The sequence below is a fragment of the Tissierella sp. MB52-C2 genome (assembly GCF_030931715.1).
In the GTDB taxonomy this organism is placed as follows: Bacteria; Bacillota; Clostridia; order Tissierellales; family Tissierellaceae; genus Tissierella.
In genome coordinates this window covers 1678165-1699174 of record NZ_CP133261.1, presented here as the reverse complement: position 1 = coordinate 1699174, position 21010 = coordinate 1678165, and the positions used below count along the sequence as shown (strand labels likewise).

35 protein-coding genes are annotated in these 21010 nt (G+C 29.7%); 30 read left to right on the top strand and 5 right to left on the bottom strand.

Annotated elements, in window-relative coordinates; translation table 11 throughout:
• Nucleotides 1-15 precede the first annotated feature (15 nt).
• Genes RBU61_RS08530 through RBU61_RS08515 form a run of 4 tightly spaced genes read left to right on the top strand, consistent with a single transcriptional unit; the run spans nucleotide 16 to nucleotide 3512 of the window.
• Complete coding sequence (locus tag RBU61_RS08530) at nucleotides 16-1665, top strand: hypothetical protein (RefSeq protein WP_308879257.1); 1650 nt, start codon at nucleotides 16-18, stop codon at nucleotides 1663-1665.
• A 12-nt stretch (nucleotides 1666-1677) separates the two neighbouring features.
• Nucleotides 1678-2040 carry a hypothetical protein gene (locus RBU61_RS08525; protein WP_308879255.1) on the top strand — a complete coding sequence of 121 codons (363 nt, stop codon included), beginning with the start codon at nucleotides 1678-1680 and terminating at the stop codon, nucleotides 2038-2040.
• Nucleotides 2041-2056: 16 nt separating this feature from the next.
• Nucleotides 2057-2827 carry an ImmA/IrrE family metallo-endopeptidase gene (locus RBU61_RS08520; RefSeq protein ID WP_308879253.1) on the top strand — a complete coding sequence of 257 codons (771 nt, stop codon included), beginning with the start codon at nucleotides 2057-2059 and terminating at the stop codon, nucleotides 2825-2827.
• A 19-nt stretch (nucleotides 2828-2846) separates the two neighbouring features.
• Nucleotides 2847-3512 (top strand): hypothetical protein, encoded by a 666-nt coding sequence (locus RBU61_RS08515; RefSeq protein WP_308879251.1) that lies wholly within the window; start codon nucleotides 2847-2849, stop codon nucleotides 3510-3512.
• Between the two features lie 146 nt (nucleotides 3513-3658).
• On the opposite strand, the gene RBU61_RS08510 is transcribed toward RBU61_RS08515, so the two are convergent.
• The 4 genes from RBU61_RS08510 to RBU61_RS08495 all read right to left on the bottom strand — a co-directional run bounded on the left by RBU61_RS08510 (nucleotide 3659) and on the right by RBU61_RS08495 (nucleotide 6039).
• Nucleotides 3659-4105: a peptidoglycan-binding domain-containing protein gene (locus tag RBU61_RS08510; protein ID WP_308879250.1), complete on the bottom strand. Its 447-nt coding sequence runs from the start codon at nucleotides 4103-4105 to the stop codon at nucleotides 3659-3661.
• A gap of 17 nt (nucleotides 4106-4122) precedes the next feature.
• The gene (locus RBU61_RS08505) at nucleotides 4123-4956 is read right to left on the bottom strand and encodes a hypothetical protein (RefSeq protein ID WP_308879249.1); all 834 of its coding nucleotides are present in this window, start codon (nucleotides 4954-4956) and stop codon (nucleotides 4123-4125) included.
• Between the two features lie 116 nt (nucleotides 4957-5072).
• Nucleotides 5073-5516, bottom strand: a complete 444-nt coding sequence (locus tag RBU61_RS08500) for an ImmA/IrrE family metallo-endopeptidase (protein ID WP_308879248.1) — start codon at nucleotides 5514-5516, stop codon at nucleotides 5073-5075.
• Nucleotides 5517-5637: 121 nt separating this feature from the next.
• Nucleotides 5638-6039: a helix-turn-helix transcriptional regulator gene (locus RBU61_RS08495; RefSeq protein ID WP_308879247.1), complete on the bottom strand. Its 402-nt coding sequence runs from the start codon at nucleotides 6037-6039 to the stop codon at nucleotides 5638-5640.
• Nucleotides 6040-6203: 164 nt separating this feature from the next.
• Between RBU61_RS08495 and RBU61_RS08490 the strand changes: the two genes are divergently transcribed.
• Entirely contained in the window at nucleotides 6204-6449 is a 246-nt protein-coding gene (locus tag RBU61_RS08490) for a helix-turn-helix transcriptional regulator (protein WP_308879246.1), read from the top strand.
• A gap of 13 nt (nucleotides 6450-6462) precedes the next feature.
• Nucleotides 6463-6696 carry a hypothetical protein gene (locus RBU61_RS08485; protein WP_308879245.1) on the top strand — a complete coding sequence of 78 codons (234 nt, stop codon included), beginning with the start codon at nucleotides 6463-6465 and terminating at the stop codon, nucleotides 6694-6696.
• Here the strand turns inward: RBU61_RS08485 and RBU61_RS08480 are convergent.
• Nucleotides 6689-7048: a hypothetical protein gene (locus RBU61_RS08480; RefSeq protein ID WP_308879244.1), complete on the bottom strand. Its 360-nt coding sequence runs from the start codon at nucleotides 7046-7048 to the stop codon at nucleotides 6689-6691. The two genes, RBU61_RS08485 and RBU61_RS08480, sit on opposite strands and share 8 nt — an antisense overlap.
• Before the next feature lie 177 nt (nucleotides 7049-7225).
• Here RBU61_RS08480 and RBU61_RS08475 point away from each other — a divergent pair, with 177 nt between their 5' ends.
• From RBU61_RS08475 to RBU61_RS08360, 24 genes are all read left to right on the top strand, one after another.
• Entirely contained in the window at nucleotides 7226-7390 is a 165-nt protein-coding gene (locus RBU61_RS08475) for a hypothetical protein (RefSeq protein WP_308879243.1), read from the top strand.
• Between the two features lie 190 nt (nucleotides 7391-7580).
• Nucleotides 7581-8015, top strand: a complete 435-nt coding sequence (locus RBU61_RS08470) for a helix-turn-helix transcriptional regulator (protein ID WP_308879242.1) — start codon at nucleotides 7581-7583, stop codon at nucleotides 8013-8015.
• An 11-nt stretch (nucleotides 8016-8026) separates the two neighbouring features.
• The gene (locus RBU61_RS08465; protein ID WP_308879241.1) at nucleotides 8027-8329 is read left to right on the top strand and encodes a hypothetical protein; all 303 of its coding nucleotides are present in this window, start codon (nucleotides 8027-8029) and stop codon (nucleotides 8327-8329) included.
• A gap of 54 nt (nucleotides 8330-8383) precedes the next feature.
• Nucleotides 8384-8587, top strand: a complete 204-nt coding sequence (locus RBU61_RS08460) for a DUF6011 domain-containing protein (RefSeq protein WP_308879240.1) — start codon at nucleotides 8384-8386, stop codon at nucleotides 8585-8587.
• Nucleotides 8587-8718: a hypothetical protein gene (locus tag RBU61_RS08455; RefSeq protein WP_308879239.1), complete on the top strand. Its 132-nt coding sequence runs from the start codon at nucleotides 8587-8589 to the stop codon at nucleotides 8716-8718. Before RBU61_RS08460 ends, RBU61_RS08455 begins: the two co-directional genes overlap by 1 nt.
• 10 nt (nucleotides 8719-8728) lie before the next feature.
• Nucleotides 8729-9610, top strand: a complete 882-nt coding sequence (locus RBU61_RS08450; protein ID WP_308879238.1) for a hypothetical protein — start codon at nucleotides 8729-8731, stop codon at nucleotides 9608-9610.
• 45 nt (nucleotides 9611-9655) lie between these two features.
• Complete coding sequence (locus RBU61_RS08445; RefSeq protein WP_308879237.1) at nucleotides 9656-10534, top strand: hypothetical protein; 879 nt, start codon at nucleotides 9656-9658, stop codon at nucleotides 10532-10534.
• A 12-nt stretch (nucleotides 10535-10546) separates the two neighbouring features.
• Nucleotides 10547-10681 (top strand): hypothetical protein, encoded by a 135-nt coding sequence (locus RBU61_RS08440; protein WP_308879236.1) that lies wholly within the window; start codon nucleotides 10547-10549, stop codon nucleotides 10679-10681.
• On the top strand, nucleotides 10674-10814 hold the full coding sequence (locus tag RBU61_RS08435; RefSeq protein WP_308879235.1) for a hypothetical protein: 141 nt from the start codon (nucleotides 10674-10676) through the stop codon (nucleotides 10812-10814). The genes RBU61_RS08440 and RBU61_RS08435 overlap by 8 nt, the downstream gene beginning before the upstream one ends.
• A gap of 57 nt (nucleotides 10815-10871) precedes the next feature.
• A complete protein-coding gene (locus tag RBU61_RS08430) occupies nucleotides 10872-11399 on the top strand; it encodes a Holliday junction resolvase RecU (RefSeq protein WP_308879234.1) in 528 nt (175 codons plus the stop codon).
• Entirely contained in the window at nucleotides 11377-12039 is a 663-nt protein-coding gene (locus RBU61_RS08425; protein WP_308879233.1) for a putative metallopeptidase, read from the top strand. Before RBU61_RS08430 ends, RBU61_RS08425 begins: the two co-directional genes overlap by 23 nt.
• Nucleotides 12040-12049: 10 nt before the next feature.
• Nucleotides 12050-12259, top strand: a complete 210-nt coding sequence (locus RBU61_RS08420; RefSeq protein ID WP_308879232.1) for a hypothetical protein — start codon at nucleotides 12050-12052, stop codon at nucleotides 12257-12259.
• A gap of 11 nt (nucleotides 12260-12270) precedes the next feature.
• Nucleotides 12271-12453 carry a hypothetical protein gene (locus RBU61_RS08415; protein WP_308879231.1) on the top strand — a complete coding sequence of 61 codons (183 nt, stop codon included), beginning with the start codon at nucleotides 12271-12273 and terminating at the stop codon, nucleotides 12451-12453.
• Between the two features lie 150 nt (nucleotides 12454-12603).
• Complete coding sequence (locus tag RBU61_RS08410) at nucleotides 12604-14001, top strand: ParB/RepB/Spo0J family partition protein (protein ID WP_308879230.1); 1398 nt, start codon at nucleotides 12604-12606, stop codon at nucleotides 13999-14001.
• 1 nt (nucleotide 14002) lies between these two features.
• Nucleotides 14003-14875 carry a hypothetical protein gene (locus RBU61_RS08405; RefSeq protein ID WP_308879229.1) on the top strand — a complete coding sequence of 291 codons (873 nt, stop codon included), beginning with the start codon at nucleotides 14003-14005 and terminating at the stop codon, nucleotides 14873-14875.
• Nucleotides 14876-14923: 48 nt separating this feature from the next.
• Nucleotides 14924-15613 (top strand): DUF2786 domain-containing protein, encoded by a 690-nt coding sequence (locus tag RBU61_RS08400; protein WP_308879228.1) that lies wholly within the window; start codon nucleotides 14924-14926, stop codon nucleotides 15611-15613.
• A gap of 189 nt (nucleotides 15614-15802) precedes the next feature.
• Nucleotides 15803-15943, top strand: a complete 141-nt coding sequence (locus tag RBU61_RS08395; protein WP_308879227.1) for a hypothetical protein — start codon at nucleotides 15803-15805, stop codon at nucleotides 15941-15943.
• 194 nt (nucleotides 15944-16137) lie between these two features.
• Nucleotides 16138-16467, top strand: a complete 330-nt coding sequence (locus RBU61_RS08390; protein WP_308879226.1) for a hypothetical protein — start codon at nucleotides 16138-16140, stop codon at nucleotides 16465-16467.
• Nucleotides 16468-16472: 5 nt separating this feature from the next.
• Nucleotides 16473-16886: a hypothetical protein gene (locus RBU61_RS08385; RefSeq protein ID WP_308879225.1), complete on the top strand. Its 414-nt coding sequence runs from the start codon at nucleotides 16473-16475 to the stop codon at nucleotides 16884-16886.
• 192 nt (nucleotides 16887-17078) lie between these two features.
• The gene (locus tag RBU61_RS08380) at nucleotides 17079-17837 is read left to right on the top strand and encodes a DNA adenine methylase (protein WP_308879224.1); all 759 of its coding nucleotides are present in this window, start codon (nucleotides 17079-17081) and stop codon (nucleotides 17835-17837) included.
• 191 nt (nucleotides 17838-18028) lie between these two features.
• Nucleotides 18029-18829 (top strand): HNH endonuclease, encoded by an 801-nt coding sequence (locus RBU61_RS08375; protein ID WP_308879223.1) that lies wholly within the window; start codon nucleotides 18029-18031, stop codon nucleotides 18827-18829.
• Nucleotides 18830-19129: 300 nt separating this feature from the next.
• Entirely contained in the window at nucleotides 19130-19387 is a 258-nt protein-coding gene (locus RBU61_RS08370) for a hypothetical protein (RefSeq protein ID WP_308879222.1), read from the top strand.
• Nucleotides 19388-19459: 72 nt separating this feature from the next.
• Nucleotides 19460-19777: a hypothetical protein gene (locus tag RBU61_RS08365; RefSeq protein WP_308879221.1), complete on the top strand. Its 318-nt coding sequence runs from the start codon at nucleotides 19460-19462 to the stop codon at nucleotides 19775-19777.
• 194 nt (nucleotides 19778-19971) lie between these two features.
• On the top strand, nucleotides 19972-20949 hold the full coding sequence (locus RBU61_RS08360) for a DUF4062 domain-containing protein (RefSeq protein WP_308879220.1): 978 nt from the start codon (nucleotides 19972-19974) through the stop codon (nucleotides 20947-20949).
• Nucleotides 20950-21010 lie beyond the last annotated feature (61 nt).

Below are 21010 nucleotides of genomic sequence, written 5' to 3'. Positions count from 1 at the left end.
GTTAGGGGAGTTTATATGAAATTTTATTTAGTAACATCATCATTAAATTTTAATAATATATTTTCAACAGGAAGTATATCCCCGAAAAAGTTTTATAAAAATAGAAATTTCGGAACAAATATATATTATGAATTAAATAATGAAATTCTTGAAAATGCTATTCTGTTATATAGAAATAGGCCTAAAGTGTCAATAGATGCCAATAGTAACTTATCAGAACATCTTGTTATTTTTGAAATAAATAAGAAAGTAAATGAATTAATAAAAATTAATAATAATATATATATATGCTATAAAACCATATATTTTAACTTAGACAATGTAAGTATACGTTTTGAAGATATATCTAATATGAACAAAACAATAAAAGGGGCTATTTATGCATTAGAAACTAAAGAAACGCTGAAATATATAAGAAAGATTAAAAAAATAAAATCCCTGCAATTCAAGAAGGATAGCAGTTATATAAAAAGTAAAAGTTTCCTTGAAAGGGATAATATTTATGATGAAAATTATATAAAAAATGAAATGGATAATGATAATTTTTTTGACACTTTAAAGGGGCTGTATCACGGGATAACATTAGATAATGATAGACTTCTTTATTCGGACGACTTAGATAAATATTTATTTCTAGAAAATTTACAGAATTTAATAAAAACAAACAAAAATAATAAGTATTTTAAAAATATATTTAACTTTGCAATAAAAGAAAAAAGTAAAGAAAAAAATAGTAGAATAAACTTTATTATAGACATAGATGAAGAGGATCGAAGAATAATATTAAACAATAAAATTCTAAGTGAGTTTTTAACTAAAGAAGAGATTGAGTTATTAAAATTAATATATGATAATATAATTATATTAAACTTTATAGAAAAAGATAGATTTTCAAATGATTATGTAGAAAAACTTATTGTTAATATAGGGCAAGATGTAACCATAGAAAAATTCAAGAAAGATATAAGAAAAATATATCTTGGAATTGTAAAAAACGATATTGATGTAAAATACGACCAAATAGATTCAAATATATTAAAAAATTTATACTTAGTTTTATTAAAGAGAAAAGGCTATAAAGAATTAAGAAGTATACTACAAAACAAAAAAGTAGCAAATACTTTTATAGCTTATTCAATATATTGTTGTATTTTAGGATTTACTAATCTGCCTCAACAAATAACTAGCAATATATATACCAATGAAATAAAAGCTAAATATATAGATAAGCAAACTACTATACTACAAGAAAAAATTGCTAAATTTTATAAAAGTGAAGATTTGTATAAAAAGCAAATCTACCAATTATTATTCTTGTATAAGAAAGTTAATAATTATGAGAAAATTTTAAATAAAAATAAAGAACTAAAGGCATACTATGGTATAGAAATAAGAGTTGAAAATCGTGGAGATAGATTAAATATGGATATTAAGCAACATGAAGATATTTATAGATTAGTATTATATACAAAAATATATAATGTTAAATATAGTCAATTCAAAGAAGATGTAAAGAAGTTGAATATAGATTATAAACATAATAGTAAAAAGTTTCCATATTTTAAATATCATATTTATGATAATAAAACCTTCAGAGAGTTAAGTTATAGGGAAGAAAAGGAATTCCTAAAAGCGTTAAACAAAATAGGAAATTGTTTAAATTAAGGAGGTGCTTTAATGGAAACAAATAGAAGGGTTGCATATACTGACTCTGAGATAAGAAAATTAATGAAAAATAAAATGAAAGATCGAAATGATAATGTAAGCGACTTATTTCAAAGGTATAAAAATTCATTTAACTTGAAAGATAATACAATAATAAACGATATAGTATCAGGGAATATAATGTTTGATGTAGATATGCTCAATATAGTTTCTGACTATTTAGAAATATCGTTTGAAGAATTGACAAGAATAATAGAAGATAAAGATGAAGTAAAGTTTAGGAAAAATGAAGAAGATGAAGAATTGGATTGTTTCGTAAAAATTCTCAGCGGTTTGTTTTCTGAGATAATAAGGCATAAAAAACTTAATCAATGATTAAGGAGGGGATTTAATGGAAAGAGATGAGTTATTAAGAATATTAGATAATGTTAATGATTTTAAGGCCAAATTTAAGTTGGTGGAGAAGAAAGCAATAGGAGATATAAGTGAAATATTGAGTGAAGATTTTATAATATTGAAATTTCCAAACAAAATGAAAGTATCAGGAACCACTTTTAATAAAGAAGATACGAATATCACATATAAATGTATTTATATAAACAATGCTGAGCCAGTAGGAAGACAAAATTTTACTTTAGCGCATGAACTTTATCACATTTATTACGAAGAGTCTGATATAGGATTATGCACAAATGATTTACGGGATAAAAATGAAATAGAGATAAGGGCAGAAAAGTTTGCAAGTAATTTACTAATACCTAAACCGGATTTACTTTTAAACTTAAAAAGAATGGGAATGAATCAAAATAAAGAAATTACAATAGGGTGTGTGTTTCAATTACAGCAAATATATCATGTATCATTTCAAGCTATAGTATATGCTATTGAACAAATATGTGAGCATGAATATCTGAGTGAATTTTTCAACTTTATACCTAAAATACCAGCCTATTTGAAAAAATATTATCATCCTCCTTATTGGCAGGAACTGGAGGAAATGAGTTTATCATATGATATAAATTTTAAATTAAATAGTCCTAGTCCTGAATATGTAATTCCAGAAAGCTTTAAAAATGATATGATTAATAACTATAGAAATGGATTGGTTGATTATGAAGAAATTGAAGATGTTTTTAAGTTTTTTGAAGTAACAAACTATTAAATTAACAGGGTGTGAGATTATGAAATGCATTGAAAAAATTGATATAGCGGAGTATCCATTATGTGATGCTGATTTTTGGATAAACATATGCTATTTATTAGAAAGGGAAAGAGTATTTAAGTGTTTTAATAAAATTTTATTTGCAGATGCTGTTTGGCATGAGTTAAAAGGCAAAAGCTTTTCAAATAAAGAAAAGTTTAAGAATGCATATGTAGAATATATCAATGAAATAAATAAAAATAGAGCATATAATTTAGTGCTATCAGAAGACGTGTTTATTGATTCAAAACAGCGTTTACTTATTGAAAAGCTTTTAGTTGAACATAATATAAGATATGATAAACGTAATAAATGTTACGAGAAGGGACAAAAAGACTTAGGAGAAAAAGTTTCTATTATATATGCTACAGTTTTATCGTTAAAAATTTTGTTATCAGATGATAATGGAAGTAAAGAATTTAGAAGTAAGAGCAATATTAGGAAAAGAATAGGAAGACAAGTAGATGTATTTTCAACTGGATCATTCTTAAGAAGAGCAGGCTTAGAGGAAAATGAAGTAGGTAAATTATTGGACAAGCTTTACGATGGGGAAAAATTATTAGAAACTAAAAATATAAAAGATGAAACAAAGAAAGAAAGTTTTTTAGATGCTAAAAATAGATTAATATCTAGTGGAAAATTATAGAATCTTAGCTTAATGGAAATTAACAAGAGAAAAGATTGTTAAATTAACAAGGATAGAAATACATATATAAAAAATAATTTTAAAATCAATTATTTTTCAATAAACCGATGTAATTAGTTTTACATCGGTTTATTGTTACACATTATCTATATCCCCAATGCTTCCTTAGTCTTAGCTCCTGCAATTCCATCTGCAGTAAGTTCATTATCCTTTTGAAATGCCTTTATAGCTTCTTTAGTTTTTTCTCCAGCTATCCCATCAGCCTTTCCACAATCATAGCCCAACTCATTAAGTTTCTCCTGAATCTTTTTAATCTCGGCTTTTTTATCAGTTGCAGAGATAGTAGAAGTCTTCTTTGTACTGCTTGTACTAGATTTAGTTGTAGTTTTGCTACTATAAGGACAAACTCCATTATCATGAAGGTGAGCAGGATTACCTCCACAATGATAGTGGTAACTACCTAAGCCACTTGCATTCTTGTTATCCTTATGTCCTCCATTAGAATCTGTTCTACCACCATGGCCTAAAGTAGCAGCAGGTGTTAATGCTATGGTAGCAGCTAACATTAATGATGTAATTCTTCTTTTTTTCATTAGTATTCCTCCTTAAATTATTTATTTTTGGGTGTCGTAAATGCTCCTTTGTTTGCCAGATATACAAATATAATAATTGTGATTGTGTTAATAATAATCGGAACTCCTCTAATTACAGGATATTTAAGCAGTAGTAATGTTATGGAAAAAGGAATTGCAATTAGAAATAAAAAGTATTTGTAAAATTCAGCTTTTACATTTTTATTGAGCATTAATTGAGAAAGTTGCATCATAATAAACGTAGATAGTAATGAATTTATCAAAAAAGCAATAAGTGCTATTTTTGAAAAACCAGATAGCCTTCGTATAGTTATTGCAATAGAAAGTAAAAAGATAATCCCTATTAAAGTAAATGTAAAATAAATGAATGGTTGTATAAAAGAATCAAAATTATTTTTAGAAATAAACCAAGAGATTTGCTCAAATATATCTTCGCCATAGTCAAATACTGAAATAGTACGTTGTTTAAGTTTTAGTGAATTAATCTCATTTTTGGCAGTTTGTCTAATTTCTTCGATTTTTGGTGAATTAGGATTTAAATCATTTTTATCTAATTCTAGTATTTGTTTTGCAACCTTTTTAGGAAAATATACAATCGCTTGGTTAATATATTCAATTAATTCTATTGAATCTATGTTTTTTGATTGAAATGCAGCTATTCCGAAATATAGCTTAGAATATTGTTCTAAGGCTTTCTCTATGTCTAGTTTGTCCTCTGATTTATTCGCTATATAACTCTTTCTGAACTCATTATATAGCCATATAGAGATAAACAATAGTAAGATTATTGAAATTAAATCGTAGTCTCCATTTTTTATTGCATTAATAAGTAATTCCCAGAATTTATCCATGATATAACACCTCCTTCGCAAATAAAGTATTTTGTCGAATTGTGTCGAATGTCAGTTCTGTTATAAAGCCTAAAAAATACTCAAATACTTAAATTTGAGTTATATCTATTTTATAATTATATAATAAAATCTAAGCTTTCTTCTCTAACATACAGGCCTTCAGCTATTTGTTCTTGGGTGTATCCTTCATAAGAAATCTCATCTATGCTAATATCTAAAAGTTTTAAAGCAAAATAATCAGCCTGCTTTTCTAACTTTCCTCTATTTATAAGCTTACTATTATAAGCGGCTTTGGTTACTTCAATATGTAATAGGGCGTGTCCAAGTTCATGGGCTAAAACAAATTTTTCATACCGATAAGGAAGATTATCTCTAATAAAAACAGCCTCTAAGCCAAAATGGCTCCTAATATAAATAGCTTCATTATCTTGTAGAATGTAATCATCCTTATCAACTCTTTTTATATCTATATTTAATGAGTCATATATTTCAAAAATATCTCTAGAATAACAATAATCTATAACTCCATCAACATATTCATCAATCCAGGTTAAGTCCATAATATCACCTCAAAACAAACTGCTTTTATAATTTATTTTTAATTAGTTTTGTATTTTATTTTATATTTATACTATGCTCTATTTTTTTATAGCACAAACCATTTTATATTTGTACTACGTCCTACTTCTTATATTTATAACTCAATAATTTCAATTGATTTAGCAATTCATTAGCAAACTCAACTTTTTCTTCATCAGAAAGCTTATTAACATCAAAGCCACCAAATCCCATGATTACATTTTGTTCTAATAGAAATTTAATTGCTTCTTCAGGAGTTTCAAAGCTGTCGGGAAGTTCTTCTTTATTATCCTTATATGGGTTTCTGATATCGCTATTACCTAAAATAAAATCAACTGAAACGTTAAAGAATTTAGCTATTTTATTTAATGTTTCATAATCAGGCTCTCTTTTCCCAGACTCATATAGACTTATAGTTTGTTGAGATAAGCGCAACTTATTAGCTAAATCTTTTTGTAGTAAATCTTTTTCTATTCTTAAAGTTTTAATTCTATTTCCTATCATATGAATCTCCTTTCAAGCCTAAAAGATACTTAAATTATACAACAAAATGTAGTTTAAAAAACCATTTACAACAAAATGTAAAGAAACTATTGACATACAACAAAGTGTAGTGTAATATATGGTTATAGAATACAACAAAGTGCAATATCGAGAGGGGTGAAAAAATGAATAAAAGGAAATTTTTAATAGATAAAAGGAAAAATAATCAATGGTCACAAGAATATGTGGCAAAAAAGTTAAATACCACTCAACAATTAATATCGTTCATAGAGCAAGGGAAAAGAAATCCATCTTTAATAATTGCGAAAGGTTTTGAAGAAATATATGAAACGCCTATGGAAAAATTATTTCCAGATATTTTTTTAAACAATAATACAACAAAGCGCAATGTAGATAATCATACAGCATAGGAGGTGAGAAGGGGTGAGAGTTAAAGATAAGGGAGAAATACTTACAGTTAAAGATTATCCGAATTTAACGATTGAAGAAAGAGTGAAACTTTTAGAAACTGAAATTTCAAGAATAGATTTGGCTTTTTTAATAAATCAAAAGCGTGATGCTGAAACAAGAATGTTTTTTAGTAGTAGGTTTATTACTTTTATCTTTGGTATAATGATTGGAATTATAGTTACTTTAATAATTTTTCAAATTAGCTAAATTTCCCCAAGTAATAACCAAATAAAAGGATTATAACATTCCAAATACATTGGAATATGGTGTTGGAAATATTAGCCTTTTTTTCATGATACCGATACCAACCATCTTTAGTTAAATATATCATTAGAGTTCTTTTTTCATTTTCGTCACCGTATTCATGATTGAAAGTAGATAATAGTCCTACATTTTCTAATGTATATATTTGGGCAGCCTTATAGTTATTTGAGACTGGTAGAAACCAAATGCTTTTAAGTAATTCTTCTATGGGCATGGGGAATCCGGTAAATCCAATATTTTTAACGTTAAAATAAACTAATGATCTTAATATAAAAAAGTGAACTATAGTGTACAAATTTATCAGCTCCTATCATAATTGTAATTTTATCATAAGAGAATAAAAACACAACACATTATAAGAATAGAGCAAAAGAGAATAGAAAGGTTCTTAGTAGTAACAGTAGCAGAATTATTGGAAGATAAAACAGCATAGGAGGTGAGAAGAGCAATATAAAGAGAAAGGAGGGATAGCATGTCAAGATTACCTACACCAATATTAGATGGGTTAGCTGCTACTTATGATGAAAATTATCAAGCGATAGAAAAAAACTTTTACAAAGTACTTGGAGGAATTATAAGAGCAGAAGAATTTAAAGAAAAAATCAATAAAAAGAAAGAAGGAAGTGAGGAAAATTAAATTTGAAGAAGGGAGGAAAGGAAAAGATGAAACAAATTAGATTAATCTGTTTCATATGCAAAGCAGAAGACCTAACTACTAGGCTAAATGAGGAATGGACAAAGCTAGAAAAGATTAAAAAAGAAAAGGAAAAGAAAACAGCTTAGTTTCTTCATTAATTAAATTTTATCATGAAAAGAGGTGAAATTGAATGAATGAAAGTTGCAGAAATATATACCAATTAGCTAGAAATGTTGCAGGTTTAACCCAAATAGAAGCATCCGAGAGGTTGGGGGTAAGTGTAAGAGCATTAGGAAACTATGAGTTAGGAAATACGATTCCCCACGGAGATATAGTAGCAGACATGGCAACAGTATATGGGGCTAAGTGGTTAGGATATGAACATTTAAGATTATCTACGAAACTAGGGCAAGAGATTCTCCCCGAAATTGATATTACAGATATAGCTAAATCAGTCCTGGTACTCCAAAAGGAATCTGGGGATGTTGATGATGTCAAACCTTGCATGATAAAGATAGCTTGTGATGGAAGAATAGACAGGCATGAAGAGGATAGATGGGATGAAGTAACTAAAGAAGTGTTTGAAATGGCAGGTGCAGCTCTTTCGGTAGTATTTTCAAGATAGGGGGTGAGGAGGTGTTAAATACAGAAACTGCATTAGATCTTAGATATAATATAGCAGCTTTAACTATAGCTATATGTTCAGAAGAATTTATGTTACCTGAAAAAGCATTTTCAGTAATATCTGATAAAAAATTCCAACTAAGTAATGACGATGTAGAGGATATGATAGAACTTCTTAACAAAGGGATGACTTATAGACAAGTAGCTGAAATATATAACTCTACAAATAGCAATATACACCATAGAGTAAAGAGATATAAATCCAAAAAAGAAAAAGAGCTCTCAAGCGGCAACTTGAAAAGCTCAATAAATTAAAAAAATATCTAATTAACTCTATTATAACATAGAGATCCTAAGGAGGAAATACAAATGTCAATTTGTTTAAGATGTGGACGAGCATTAACTAATAAAGAATCAGCAAAACGTGGATATGGTCCTGGATGTTATAAAAAGATAAAGATTGAACATATGAAAGATAATACAGAACAGCCTAAAGAAATAGAGGAAATAGAAGGACAAGTAAGTTTTAAAGATATGGATTTTGTAGAAGAACTTAGAAGGAAGTGTTCTTAATGAACTGTCCTAAATGTGGTAGAGAAATAGAAATAAAGAAGAATAAATTATATAACTGCCAGTGTGGAGCTAAATTACTGGCAGTTGAAATAAATAAGAAGTTGATAATAGAAGATCTAAGTAAAAATTAGGAGGAATAATATGTCTAATAACTTAATGATGAGTTTAATAGAAAGTGTTGAGGTTAGCTCAATAGTAGGAACTTTAAATAAAATTACACAAATTCAAGCAGCAGTACAAAGCCAATTAAAATCAGGGCATGATTATGATGTTATACCAGGTACGTCTAAGCCTACATTATTAAAGCCAGGTGGAGAAAAGATTTTGATGATGTTTGGTTTAACTAGTGAATATGAATTCATGGAAAAGATAGAGGATTATGATAAGGGGATATTTGCTTATACAATGAAGTGTATTTTATCTCAACAAGGACGGAAGATAACTGAAGGTGTAGGGTCTTGTAACTCCAAAGAGGACAAGTATAGATGGAGATGGTACAAGGAAGAAGATTTACCTGTAGGGATAGATAAAGACTCTCTTAAAAGTAAAATTAATAGGTGGGGTAAGGCAGAGTATAAGCTTGAAAATGAAGAGATATATAGTCAAGCCAATACAATACTTAAGATGGCCAAGAAAAGAGCCCAAATAGACGCAGTACTAACTGTAGCAAGTCTTTCCGAACTATTCACTCAAGATATGGAAGATATGAAAGAATTTATACAACAAGAACAGGTTTCAACAATGACAGAAGTAGAATCTAAGAATATTAAATTAACTTTTGGCAAACACAAAGGTAAAACATTAGAGGAAGTATATAAGGAGGCACCCGACTATATTAAGTGGCTACTAGGAAATGATAGGACAGATCCAGTGATTAAAAAGGCATGTGAAATGCTAGTAAGTAGTCCTAAAAAAGAACCTTCTAAAGAAAAAGAGGCAGTAAATATGGAAACTGGCGAGATAGAAGATATACCAGCAGAATTTATGGATAACCCATTTGATGGCGAAGATAATCCATTTTAGTTTAGGGGGAGAAATCCCCCTTGATATAAAGAAGGTGATAACTAAATGAACTATATAAAAGAGATAAATTCGTTCTATGATTGGCTTTTGTATAACACATTATCGACAGGTGCAATTGCTTTATGGCATGCTCTAATGTCTATAAACAATAAAGCAGGATGGGCTGATGAGTTTACTGTAGCCAATCTAGTACTACAGGGGTTGACTGGATTATCTCGGCAAGGGCTAGATAAAGCAAGAAATGTATTAATTCAAAAAGGATTAGTTCAGTATAAAAAAGGAACTTCAAACCAAGCTGGAAAATATAAAATGGTAAGGTTTGATAGTCAAAAAGTAGGCACAGTAGTAGACACACAACAGAACACAAAAGAAGGAACAAAGGATGTTGAGTGTAAGAAAGTAGGCACAGAAGTAGGCACGAAAGGTACACAGCAGGAGTCACAGGAGGGGCACAGTAGTAGCACATTATATAAACTAAACCAAACTAAACTAAACGATATAAATACTAGTATTAATACAGAAAATGATGCACTTGTTTTTGATGATGAATTTTCAGAACTAGCAAAATTATATCAAAGTGCAGGATTCGAGTATGATGGATTTACTCCTGAGTGGATAATGGACTCAAAGGAAAGATATGGATTTGAATGGGTCAAGAATGCAATTTTAGAGTCTGCCAATCAAGGAGTAAGAAATAGAACATATGTCAATAGAATTCTAAATAACTGGAAATCTTGGGGAGGTATGAAGCTGTCTACTGATAGAAGCAAAACTCAGTCTAAAAATGTTGTAGCTAAAAAGACTAGATTCCATAACTTTGAAAGTAGAACGGATAAATATACAGCGGATCAGTTAGAATACGTAGCTGAAAGAAAAAGAAGAGAACACTCAGAAAGAATGAGAAATCAGAATGAAGCACTATAAGGAGGATTTTTTATGACTAAGGATGAGATGGTAGGAAGGTTGACGAGCTTGAAATATAAAAGAAGTGCAGATAAATATCTTTCTGAAAAAGACAGACAAGCGTTAGATAGAGCTATCAAAATATTGGAGGTGACTCCACTTGAATAAGCCAGTTCTATTATTAGCTGAAGAAGTTGAGAGAATGTATTTTGATTATAACTGTAGCTTCCATGAAGCTATGGCTAAGGCAAAGGAGATGGTAGCTAATGAGAATATTCAGGAGATGGAAAAAGCTAATTAGAGGGACATTACTTAAAGAATTTATAGTAAGTAGTATTTTAAAATAAGGAGTGTATCTATGGGTTATCACAAAGGAGATGTATTTGAAGAAATAATAAACATATCGAATAAAGCTTATAAAAGAAAGGGAATAGCATTAGTGCAAAAGATAGCTACACCAATGAAGCCAATTCGAAGAGGAGGAAAAATTACCTCTGCTTACTATGAAGAAAAAAGCACACTGGATTTTATTGGAGTATATCAAGGTATGCCTTTGGCATTTGATGCAAAGGAGACCAGAGAAGAAAATAGATTTCCTCTTAGTAATATTCAGGATCATCAAATAAATTTCATGAAGAATTGGTACGAGCATGGAGGAATAGCATTTCTATTAATCAATTTTACTAAGTTGGACAAGGTTTATAGATTGGATTGGCTTACATTATCCTGGTACTGGAAACAGTATCAAAAAAATAAAGGTAAAAGAGGATTCGGAAGTATAGCATTTAATGAATTTGAATGTAACTGTAAGAAAATAAAATCTAGAGATGGAATAATGCTAGATTACCTGGAGGGGATAGATAGTGAAGAAACTAAGAATAATTGATGATAATACAGGAGAAATAATATTAGAAAAAGAATTCTCAGGAGGATACCACTTAATATATACCAACATAGATGATTCAGGGAAACTGCATCATGTAAGAGAACTAGATAATGCCAAGTTTGGACATAAGCACTGGATTAAGACGTGGATTTATAGACCAATAGTTGAAAAACTAGTTAAGAGGTTTGAAGAATTAAAACATATAAAACCTTCTAAGATTTTATTTATAGAAGATATGGAATGGGAAGAGCCAGAAAGCACAAAGCCTAAAAAACATTGGATGGCTAGAATAAGTAATGCTAATAAACAATTTATGGAAATGACAGGATATGAATACATCTTAGAAACTAGAAATTATTATATTGAGAGAATGCAAAGAGAACAAATAATAGCTTTACTTTACCATGAACTTAGGCATATAGACGAATATGGAGATTTACAGCCTCACGATGTAGAAGATTGGAATAACATGATATCAACATTTGGCACAGATTGGGCAACTACCCAAGGCAAAATAAAAAATCTCCTGAAAGATGAAATACTTTGGAGAGAACTAGAACCAGTGGTCAAGCAAATAGATATGTTCAACCTGCAGGAGTTCAATAGATATATGGACGGAAAAGATAAAAAGGCACTCTAGGAGGATTAATATGGTAGTTCATATTCATAGAGATAAAACATTATTAGCTCATATGGGGAAAAAGAAAGAATTAGTTAGGATACTTTCAATAACCGAAACAGGAGCAGTGGCACATTATGAGTTAGTAGATGAACCTGGAGTTGTATATATGCCTTTAATTGTAAACGGACGAAATATTGAGGAATTTAAGATATTAGGAGAGCAATTAAGTCTATTTTAGGAGGGAGAAAATTGGACAAGCTAATAGAAACCTCTAAAGAATTAAGTATCAATGTAGCTGAAGCTATACCTTATAAGAATTTTAAAGAAATGACAAAGATAGTAGAGGGAGAAGTAAAGAAAAATAGATATATAGAAATTTGGGACAAGGTTAGAATTATCTATTCAGCTGAAAAATGGAGCGTGAAGCAATGAAAAAAATCAGATGCAAAAGGTGTGGCAAATTACTTCTTGAACTTGAAGGAAAGGCAGAAATAATATGTCACAGGTGTAAAACTAAGAACAAATTTGACACAGGAAAGAATAGTTAAAATCATTTAAAAAATGAAAGGGGAACATTTAATTATGATTAAATTTATTAGAGTTGATAAGATATTTCCACATCCTCATAATCCAAGAAAGGATTTAGGGGATGTTACGGAACTAGCGGAAAGTATAAAGGAAAGTGGGGTACTGCAAAACCTAACAATAGTGCCAGAAGAAGAGGGTTACTGTTTGACTTGCAGTGCATTCAATGGAGCGGCTGGCAAATGTCAAGATGAACATGATAAAACAAACAGTCCACCATGCAAGAATTGGGAGCCTAAGGGTGAATATACGGTTATCATTGGGCATAGAAGATTAGCTGCAGCTAAACTAGCAGGACTAAAAGAAGTTCCATGTGCAATAATAGAGATGGACAAAAAAACACAAGTAGCAACAATGTTGCTCGAAAATATGCAAAGAGTAGACCTTACAGTTTATGAGCAGGCCCAGGGATTTCAAATGATGTTAGAACTAGGTGAATCAGTAACAAATATTTCAGAGAAAACAGGTTTTTCAGAAAGTACAGTTCGTAGAAGAATGAAGCTTCTAGAATTAGACCAGGAGAAACTAAAAGAGTCAACTAGCCGTGGGGGTACTCTCATGGACTATGTTGAGTTAGAAAAGATTCAGGATATAGAACTAAGGAATGAAGTATTAGAAAAAGTAGGAACTCATGACTTCCATTGGACATTAAGAAATGCCATTGATAAGGAAAAAAGATATAAAAGAACCTCTGAAATAATAGAACAGTTAAATGAGTTTGCTACAAAAGTAGAATCAAGAAGTAATATTTTGAGATATGTGAAAAGTTATAGTACTAGCAGTGATGAAACCATAGAAAGGCCTAGTGATGTGGCAGATACAGTAAGATATTTTTATGAGGTAGGGCAGTATCATATCACCTTATATAAAGAAGATACAGGAAAAGATATAGAGACAGAAGCAGAAAAACAAGGAAGATTAAAAAGAGAGAGAAAAGAATCCAGGAGAGTAGCACTCAAAGAAATATCTGAAAGAGCATATAAATTAAGAAGTGATTTTGTAAAGGAAATTTCAAATACAAAATCTAGGAAAAACATGAACACAATAATAGAAGCTACATTATATGCAAGTGTAGACAGATATAATAGAATATCATCTGAAAAACTAGCAGAGATCATGGGGATAGAGGCAACTGAAAAGGAAGATAAAAAAATTGAGTGGAAGGACATAGTAAACCATATATGGAAACAACCGGAGCTATACTTGTTACAGTCAACCTACCATTCGCTTGACAATAAAGAGGACTATCTTGATTGGCAAGATAAGTATAAAAGCAATGAAGAGCTTGATTATGTATATGAGTTCCTCAAGAAATTAGGATATAAAATGTCGGAGGAAGAGAAGCAACTTCAAGATGGAACTCATGAACTATTCAAGGATGATGAGGAGGAATAAAATGGAAGGATATTTTTTTAGTATAGATAAAAATTCAGCTATAATTAACTTGATAAATGATACTGGAGAAAAACATGACTGGCAAGATAGAAATAAATGGTCTGATTATCCTATACTTCATAGATTACTTAATTTTATGAGTACAAGAGGTTTTCAAATAGGGCGTGATCCAGAATATCAGAGACGTTATAAAAGTTTAAATAAAGACCATTGGTATGGAAGAAAAGGGACATTAGAATTTAAGGCTGAAAGGTATCCAAGAGGATTTAGACTTGAGTTCTTTCAGAATATCAATTATGAAAACAAATATGGAGGGTATTATGATTTTGATAAATTTGAAAAAATGCCATATATGATAAAGCTTATGTTTATAAATGAAGCAAATAAGATAGCTGAATTCTTAAAAGCGTTAGGAATTACTGAGAACACTAGAATTGAGTACAAACTTTCTAAAGATAAAATAAAACAACACTATGTAGAGTCGTGCCATTATCCCCAAAAAAACATGGACTTTAACCTATCGGATTTAGATGGAACTACTTGTGAATATAGCTATAACAACACTGATAGGGATGGGAAAACAATATATAACGGTCAAATAAAGTATTTTAGAAATTGGAAAGGTAGATTAATGAGAGGAAGAGTATATCGTAATCTTAATAATATGTGGTGGGTAATATTAAACGATACAGAGTATACAAATATAGCCGATTTCCAACTGTTTGATGCCAATGAAGAAGATTTTAAAGTTAGACGTTTGGTTAAAGATAGAAAACCTAAAGAATATATAGACAGAATAGAAAAGATTAATCAGACAAGCACTAAAGAATTAATTAATGAATTGAAAAGAAGAGGTATAAAAGTAGCAGTTTAAACAAGACAAAGTTATGAAGCGTTTATTATACATGGGAGGAGGACAAAATTGGACACCACTATAGTTTTAAGAATAAAAAAGTTATTAGCACTTAGCGAAAGCTCAAATGAGTATGAAGCCAAATCAGCAATGCTAAAAGCTCAAGAGTTGTTAGTAAAACATAAAATTTCGTTAAAGGAAATAGAGGAGCATAAAGATATTAATGTAATAGAAGGTAAAACAAATATAACCTTTAGGCAAGGTAAGTGGAAGGGGAAATTAGCTAGTGTAGTTGCTGAAAATTTTGGATGTTATCATTTTTATAGAACCAACAAAACACATACTATTGTGTTCATGGGCAAGGATGAGGATGTAACAGTATGTAGAATAGTTTTGGAGTATGCTATTGATTGCATAGTATCTATGGTTAAGAAGTTAAGGTACCAATATAGTAAAGAAGGATATTCAACCAAAGGACTAGAAAATGATTATGCATTAGGGTTTATAGAAGGGTTAAATAAGGCTTTTGAAAAACAAAAAGAAGTAAACCAAGAATGGGGACTAGTTTTAGTAAAAGATCAAGCCGTCATAGATGAATACAATAACATGGAATTCAAACGCACTATTAATAGTAATACAAAATTTCAAGGTTTTGGAGATGTGTACTATCAGGGTGTAGAGGATGGAGAAAACTTTAGCATATCAGGTAGAATTACAGGAGAAGAAGATAATATTTTAGAATTAGTTGTTCCTCAATAAATATCACAGACATTATATATAGAATATTATTTGTGTAACTGAACATTGAAAACTGAATAATACGGTATTGAAAAGTAATGTTATCATAAGTATATTGGTGTTATATGGTATAATTTTCATGTAAGTAATTCGTAATAGCAGAATGATGTGTAACAAATGATATTAAACTTTAACAGAGGGGGAATTATTATGGTGGGTTTTAGTTATTTAAGTGTTGTTTTAGTTTATATTAAAGCTGTATTAGAAGTTATGCTTTATATTTCGGCTATTTTTGTATCATTTAAAGCAGTGCAAGCATTGAATATTTATATTAATAAGAATTCAAGATAATATGGTGTACAACTTTTATATCTAATATCATAATTACTAAAACCAAATATTTAGTTTAAATACCGTATCGTTCAGAAAAGAATTATGCGGTATTTTTATTGATATCGTAAGTGTTAAATCATAGATAGAGGCTCTAGAAGCCCAGGGATAATAAAATAAAATCCCTGGGCTTTTCTTTTTTGGGGAGGGAAGATATGCAGGATTTACAGATGGAATTAAATAAATATAGAAATGATTTAAGTAAAGCAATCACAATTATAAAAGTAAGAGGAAAAGCTAAAGCGATAGCAGAGAGAGACTATAGAGTAGAATTGGCAAAAGAAATCTTAAGATTAAGAGCAGAAGGTATGCCGGTAACAATTATATCTGACTTATGTCGGGGGAATGAAAAGATAGCAGATTTAAAGATGAAAAGAGATATAGCAGAGACTTTATATGAAAGTAATATGCAGTTTATATATAAGACTAAGCTTAATATAGATATAGTCATGAAACAGATTGAGGCAGAGAGGAAAGGAGAGTAGGAGAAATGGATAAAGAACAATTATCAGAGCTAAAATATTTAAAAAGCGAAATAGAAATATTAAAAAAGCAAATAGAAGACATTACTTACACTATAACAACAGATTCAGTAAAGGGGTCTACTCCTTATTTCCCCTATATAGAAAGTAATTTCTTGATTACAGGAGTAGATTATCAAGGTTATGATAATAAATTAAATAGATTGCAGGGAAAGCTGAATAGAAGAGTAGAGGAGCTAATAGACTTAGTAGAAGAAACTAATGACTACATAAACAATATAGGAGATAGCTTAGTGAGGCAGATATTCACATTAAGGTATATAAATGGATTAGAATGGAAGCAGGTGGCAGCAAGTATAGGCGGAAATAATACAGCTGATAGCGTAAGAATGATACATAATAGATTTTTAGGCAATTCTTGAACTTGTTCGCCATGTTCGTTTTAAGTGTGCTATTATTATATTATGGAAAACTATTCCAAAATGAATCATGTGTCAAGTAAATAAGGATTACGAAAATCTCACCAGTTCCCCGGTGGGATTTTTTATTGCTCCTTTTTGATGTGATGGGCGGTGTACATCTATTAACCCAATACAATAAAAGGAGATGTCTAAATGTTAAAACCACCAATCCCACGAATGGGAGGGAAAAGTAGATTAAGAAAAACTATTATAGAAATGATACCAGAACAACATACCTGTTATGTAGAATTATTTCTCGGAGCGGGTTGGGTGTATTTTGGTAAGGAGCCTTCTAAGGTAGAGGTAATTAATGATATAGATAAAGAATTGATAAATCTATTCAATATGATTAAGTACCATGCTCCTGAAGTAGAAAGAATGCTAGAGTATCAAATAAGTAGTAGAGATATGTTTGATGAATATAAGAATTACACTATAGAGCATTTAACGGAAATAAATAGAGCAGTAAGGTTTCTATATTTAATAACACAAAGTTTTGGAGGCAGGGGGAATAACTATGGCTATGGAACTACTTCTAAGCCAAAACCACAGATATTTTATAAGAATGTACTAGGAGAGTTAAAAGAAAGATTAAGAAACACTTATGTAGAAAACCTAAGCTTTGAAAAAGTAATTGATAAATATGATAGAGAGCATACATTTTTCTTTGTAGATCCACCTTATTTTGAAACTTGTGGATATTCAGATAAATTTGGAGAAGAACATCATCTATTGCTTAGAGACAAACTAATTAATTTAAAGGGCAAATTCTTATTAACGATAAATGACCACGAAAAAGTTAGAGAGTGGTATAAGGATTTTAATACTAAAGAAGCAGAAGTGTTATATAGTGTATCTAATAATATGGAAGCAAGAAAGAAATATAAAGAATTGATAATAACCAACTATTAATTAAAAATAGTAAATCCTGCTTGGGGCAAGTTCCCTAAGCGGGATTTATTATATAGTCTAAAAAAATACACTCATAAATGATAACCTTTTAATTTAAATGAACATAAAGTTTATATATAATCTATGATTAAGTAAATAATTCCATTTATGTTATAATGTGGTCAAGGGATATTATTAAAAGAGGTGATATCATGACTATTGAAATTGAACTTTGGGAAGTAGGTAAGGAAGTTACAGCAAAAGATGTATCTATGATATCTGGAGTGAACCAGGTTAAAGGTATACATCCTATTAAAAGAAATGGGCAAATTGAAGGAGTTGCTATTTTATGCACCTTATTAGGAGATAATTATAAAAACGAGTGGATATCTGAAAACTATATTTTAAAATATTTTCTTGAAAGTAACAATGGAATATATAAAGAAGAGTATGTTGGGAATAGATCAATAATTAATTCAAAAAATAATTACAACATTTATGCATTTATAAGAAATAAGAAAAAAGAAAAGTTTAAATATGCAGGAATATTTAAATATGAAGGTATTGACTCTGAATCTGATGGAGCAAAATATTTTGTATTGTCAAGAAAGCAGGATTTAATGGAAGAAAAAGAAATATCAATAGGGGATATATTAGAGAATTTAGATACTATGGAAGAGGTTATAGAAGAGTTCCCAGAAGGTAAGAAAAAGTATAAAGTGCATAGTAGAGCTGAACGAAATCCCAGAGTAATAAATGCTGCTAAAAAAAGATTTAAAGAGATAAATGGTAAGGTATACTGTGAAGCTTGTGGTTTTGACTTTGAAAAAGTATATGGAAAAATAGGAGAAGACTATATAGAAGGACATCATATTAAACCTGTATCTGAAATGAAAGCAGGAGAAACAACAAGTGTTAATGATATAGTTTTACTTTGTTCAAATTGCCATAAAATGGTTCATAGAAGAAGACCATGGCTAAGTCATCAAGATATAAAAGAGATATTAAAATAAATGTTACTTATTTGATTTAAGTGATAAAACATTTGTATTATTATCTGAAGAAGTAAGATTTAAGGAGAAACAAGGTAATTATGTTACATGCCCCTATCGTGGCCATAAAAATATAGTTGTGGCAGGAGCCTATGACAGTGTAAAAGAATGTATGCAGGAGAGAAGTTATAAAAGTGATAAGGGTAATGTGAAGCAGATTAGATAAACTGTATGAAATCTATTTGAATATATAATTAATATTAGATATAATCAAATAAATAAAAGAAATTATTCAATGTGCTTTATGGAAGGGGGAGACATATGAAATTTTTAATTAAGGTAAAAAATGGGAGTGTACATTTATTTAGACAGGGTGATTGGCTTGATGAAGATTTGGGGGAATTAAAGAAAACGATATCTGGTAAATTGGTAACTAAAAATTTCTTTGGACCAAATTATGAACTAGAAGATATATCAGGTTTTTTTAGCAAAGGGCAAAAATATAAAATTTCTGGAGATGATGTGGAGGGAGTCTTAGTAAAAGAAAGGGGGGACAGATACAAATACATAGAAGAATAAACAATAACAATTTATAATTCCAATCTTCTACCAATATTTTATTCTGGCATAATTACTTTTTTTATGTTTGGTTTGAGAGATATCCCAAATCATTATTGGAATACACTTAGATTTATAGTTGAAAATAACATAAAAGCTGTAACGGATCAGGAAATAATAAAGAATGTTATGAAGGTCTATAAAGATGAATCCTATAAAATAGGTGACATGCTTAATAGGTATATGTTATACTTTTTCATAATATATGCATCTGGTATATTAATTACAGAAATATTTAATATGAAAAGTAAATTTAATAATATGAAGAACATAAGATTTAATAAGATGTGTATAAATGCTTTAAAAGAAATTCAGAATGAAATCCCAGAAGAAGGTAAAATCATATCATAGAGCCAACCAGGCTCTTTTTTCATGCAATAAATCTAAGGAGAGATATAAATACTTGGAAGTGATGCCTCCTTTATATTAGAGCTGATTGGATACGTCCGTCGGCTTTATACGTTGTCGCAATATGTCGAACGATTTATAAAGGATTTTCTCCCTTTCTGTCGAAATATATCTTAAGGAAAGGAGATGAGAGTTCTATGAATAAAAAAATATATCAAGTGTTTGTAAGCTCCACATATACAGATTTAAAAGATGAGAGATCAGCGGTAGAGCAAGTACTAATTTCTAGTGACTGTTTACCAATTGGCATGGAAAGATTTCCATCTTCTAATTTGAAACAATTTGAATATATTAAAAGTGTTTTAAAGTATGTAGATTACTATATTTTAATAATAGGTGGCAGATATGGAACTATAAATGAAGAAACTGGGCTCAGCTATACAGAAATGGAATATGATTTTGCTGTAGAACAAGAGATACCAATACTAGTATTTTTGAAGGATGATTCTGCTATATCTAGAGATAAAATAGATATTGAGAACATAGAGAAATTAAATACGTTCATAAATAAAGCAACTAACAAGAGATTAAGAGGAAATACTTTTAAAGATATAAATGAATTAAAAGTTCAAGTTTTGCAATCTATAACATCAGAAAAAGATATTTCACCAAGGCCAGGATGGGTACGCGCAGATTTTGGCGACCCAATGAATTTGCTATTAGAAAATAATAGACTAATGAAAGAAAATGAAGAATTAAGAAAACAAATTGAAGGTTCAGTATCAATTCAAGAACTAGAAAGTGAAATTGAGTTATTGATATTGGAGGGGAAAATAGTTGCAAGTGGTGGACCTATTCTTTTCTCCTACTTTGAGGAAGATAGAAGGTTTATTGTGGCAAAGAAAGTAAGCGAGATTATTAATATTCTAGGAGATAAGTACCTAAAAAGTGGTACTTTAAAAGAAGATGAAATAGGTGAGTTAATTATAGATAATTTAAATTTAGATTCTATCAAAAGGAGTGGCAAAGGTTGTGAGCTAGATAAAAGCAGTGAAGAAGAAATCAATAAGATATTACTAATAAATGATGTTTTTTCATTAGAGGATGCACAATTTAAAATTACTGAAAACGGGAAAGCGATATTGAGGAATCTAGAGAAAAAGAAATCCATTTAATCTTCAAACAAGGGTTGTCATAATTTATCGAACGATTGCAGAAGGATCTTCTCTATTTATG

Excerpts from the sequence above, each read along its gene's own strand:
- RBU61_RS08530 (WP_308879257.1), top strand. The coding sequence starts at position 16 with ATGAAATTTTATTTAGTAACATCATCATTAAATTTTAATAATATATTT.
- RBU61_RS08525 (WP_308879255.1), top strand. The coding sequence starts at position 1,678 with ATGGAAACAAATAGAAGGGTTGCATATACTGACTCTGAGATAAGAAAA.
- RBU61_RS08520 (WP_308879253.1), top strand. The coding sequence starts at position 2,057 with ATGGAAAGAGATGAGTTATTAAGAATATTAGATAATGTTAATGATTTT.
- RBU61_RS08515 (WP_308879251.1), top strand. The coding sequence starts at position 2,847 with ATGAAATGCATTGAAAAAATTGATATAGCGGAGTATCCATTATGTGAT.
- RBU61_RS08510 (WP_308879250.1), bottom strand. The coding sequence starts at position 4,105 with ATGAAAAAAAGAAGAATTACATCATTAATGTTAGCTGCTACCATAGCA.
- RBU61_RS08505 (WP_308879249.1), bottom strand. The coding sequence starts at position 4,956 with ATGGATAAATTCTGGGAATTACTTATTAATGCAATAAAAAATGGAGAC.
- RBU61_RS08500 (WP_308879248.1), bottom strand. The coding sequence starts at position 5,516 with ATGGACTTAACCTGGATTGATGAATATGTTGATGGAGTTATAGATTAT.
- RBU61_RS08495 (WP_308879247.1), bottom strand. The coding sequence starts at position 6,039 with ATGATAGGAAATAGAATTAAAACTTTAAGAATAGAAAAAGATTTACTA.
- RBU61_RS08490 (WP_308879246.1), top strand. The coding sequence starts at position 6,204 with ATGAATAAAAGGAAATTTTTAATAGATAAAAGGAAAAATAATCAATGG.
- RBU61_RS08475 (WP_308879243.1), top strand. The coding sequence starts at position 7,226 with ATGTCAAGATTACCTACACCAATATTAGATGGGTTAGCTGCTACTTAT.
- RBU61_RS08470 (WP_308879242.1), top strand. The coding sequence starts at position 7,581 with ATGAATGAAAGTTGCAGAAATATATACCAATTAGCTAGAAATGTTGCA.
- RBU61_RS08460 (WP_308879240.1), top strand. The coding sequence starts at position 8,384 with ATGTCAATTTGTTTAAGATGTGGACGAGCATTAACTAATAAAGAATCA.
- RBU61_RS08455 (WP_308879239.1), top strand. The coding sequence starts at position 8,587 with ATGAACTGTCCTAAATGTGGTAGAGAAATAGAAATAAAGAAGAATAAA.
- RBU61_RS08450 (WP_308879238.1), top strand. The coding sequence starts at position 8,729 with ATGTCTAATAACTTAATGATGAGTTTAATAGAAAGTGTTGAGGTTAGC.
- RBU61_RS08445 (WP_308879237.1), top strand. The coding sequence starts at position 9,656 with ATGAACTATATAAAAGAGATAAATTCGTTCTATGATTGGCTTTTGTAT.
- RBU61_RS08440 (WP_308879236.1), top strand. The coding sequence starts at position 10,547 with ATGACTAAGGATGAGATGGTAGGAAGGTTGACGAGCTTGAAATATAAA.
- RBU61_RS08430 (WP_308879234.1), top strand. The coding sequence starts at position 10,872 with ATGGGTTATCACAAAGGAGATGTATTTGAAGAAATAATAAACATATCG.
- RBU61_RS08420 (WP_308879232.1), top strand. The coding sequence starts at position 12,050 with ATGGTAGTTCATATTCATAGAGATAAAACATTATTAGCTCATATGGGG.
- RBU61_RS08410 (WP_308879230.1), top strand. The coding sequence starts at position 12,604 with ATGATTAAATTTATTAGAGTTGATAAGATATTTCCACATCCTCATAAT.
- RBU61_RS08405 (WP_308879229.1), top strand. The coding sequence starts at position 14,003 with ATGGAAGGATATTTTTTTAGTATAGATAAAAATTCAGCTATAATTAAC.
- RBU61_RS08395 (WP_308879227.1), top strand. The coding sequence starts at position 15,803 with ATGGTGGGTTTTAGTTATTTAAGTGTTGTTTTAGTTTATATTAAAGCT.
- RBU61_RS08390 (WP_308879226.1), top strand. The coding sequence starts at position 16,138 with ATGCAGGATTTACAGATGGAATTAAATAAATATAGAAATGATTTAAGT.
- RBU61_RS08385 (WP_308879225.1), top strand. The coding sequence starts at position 16,473 with ATGGATAAAGAACAATTATCAGAGCTAAAATATTTAAAAAGCGAAATA.
- RBU61_RS08380 (WP_308879224.1), top strand. The coding sequence starts at position 17,079 with ATGTTAAAACCACCAATCCCACGAATGGGAGGGAAAAGTAGATTAAGA.
- RBU61_RS08375 (WP_308879223.1), top strand. The coding sequence starts at position 18,029 with ATGACTATTGAAATTGAACTTTGGGAAGTAGGTAAGGAAGTTACAGCA.
- RBU61_RS08370 (WP_308879222.1), top strand. The coding sequence starts at position 19,130 with ATGAAATTTTTAATTAAGGTAAAAAATGGGAGTGTACATTTATTTAGA.
- RBU61_RS08360 (WP_308879220.1), top strand. The coding sequence starts at position 19,972 with ATGAATAAAAAAATATATCAAGTGTTTGTAAGCTCCACATATACAGAT.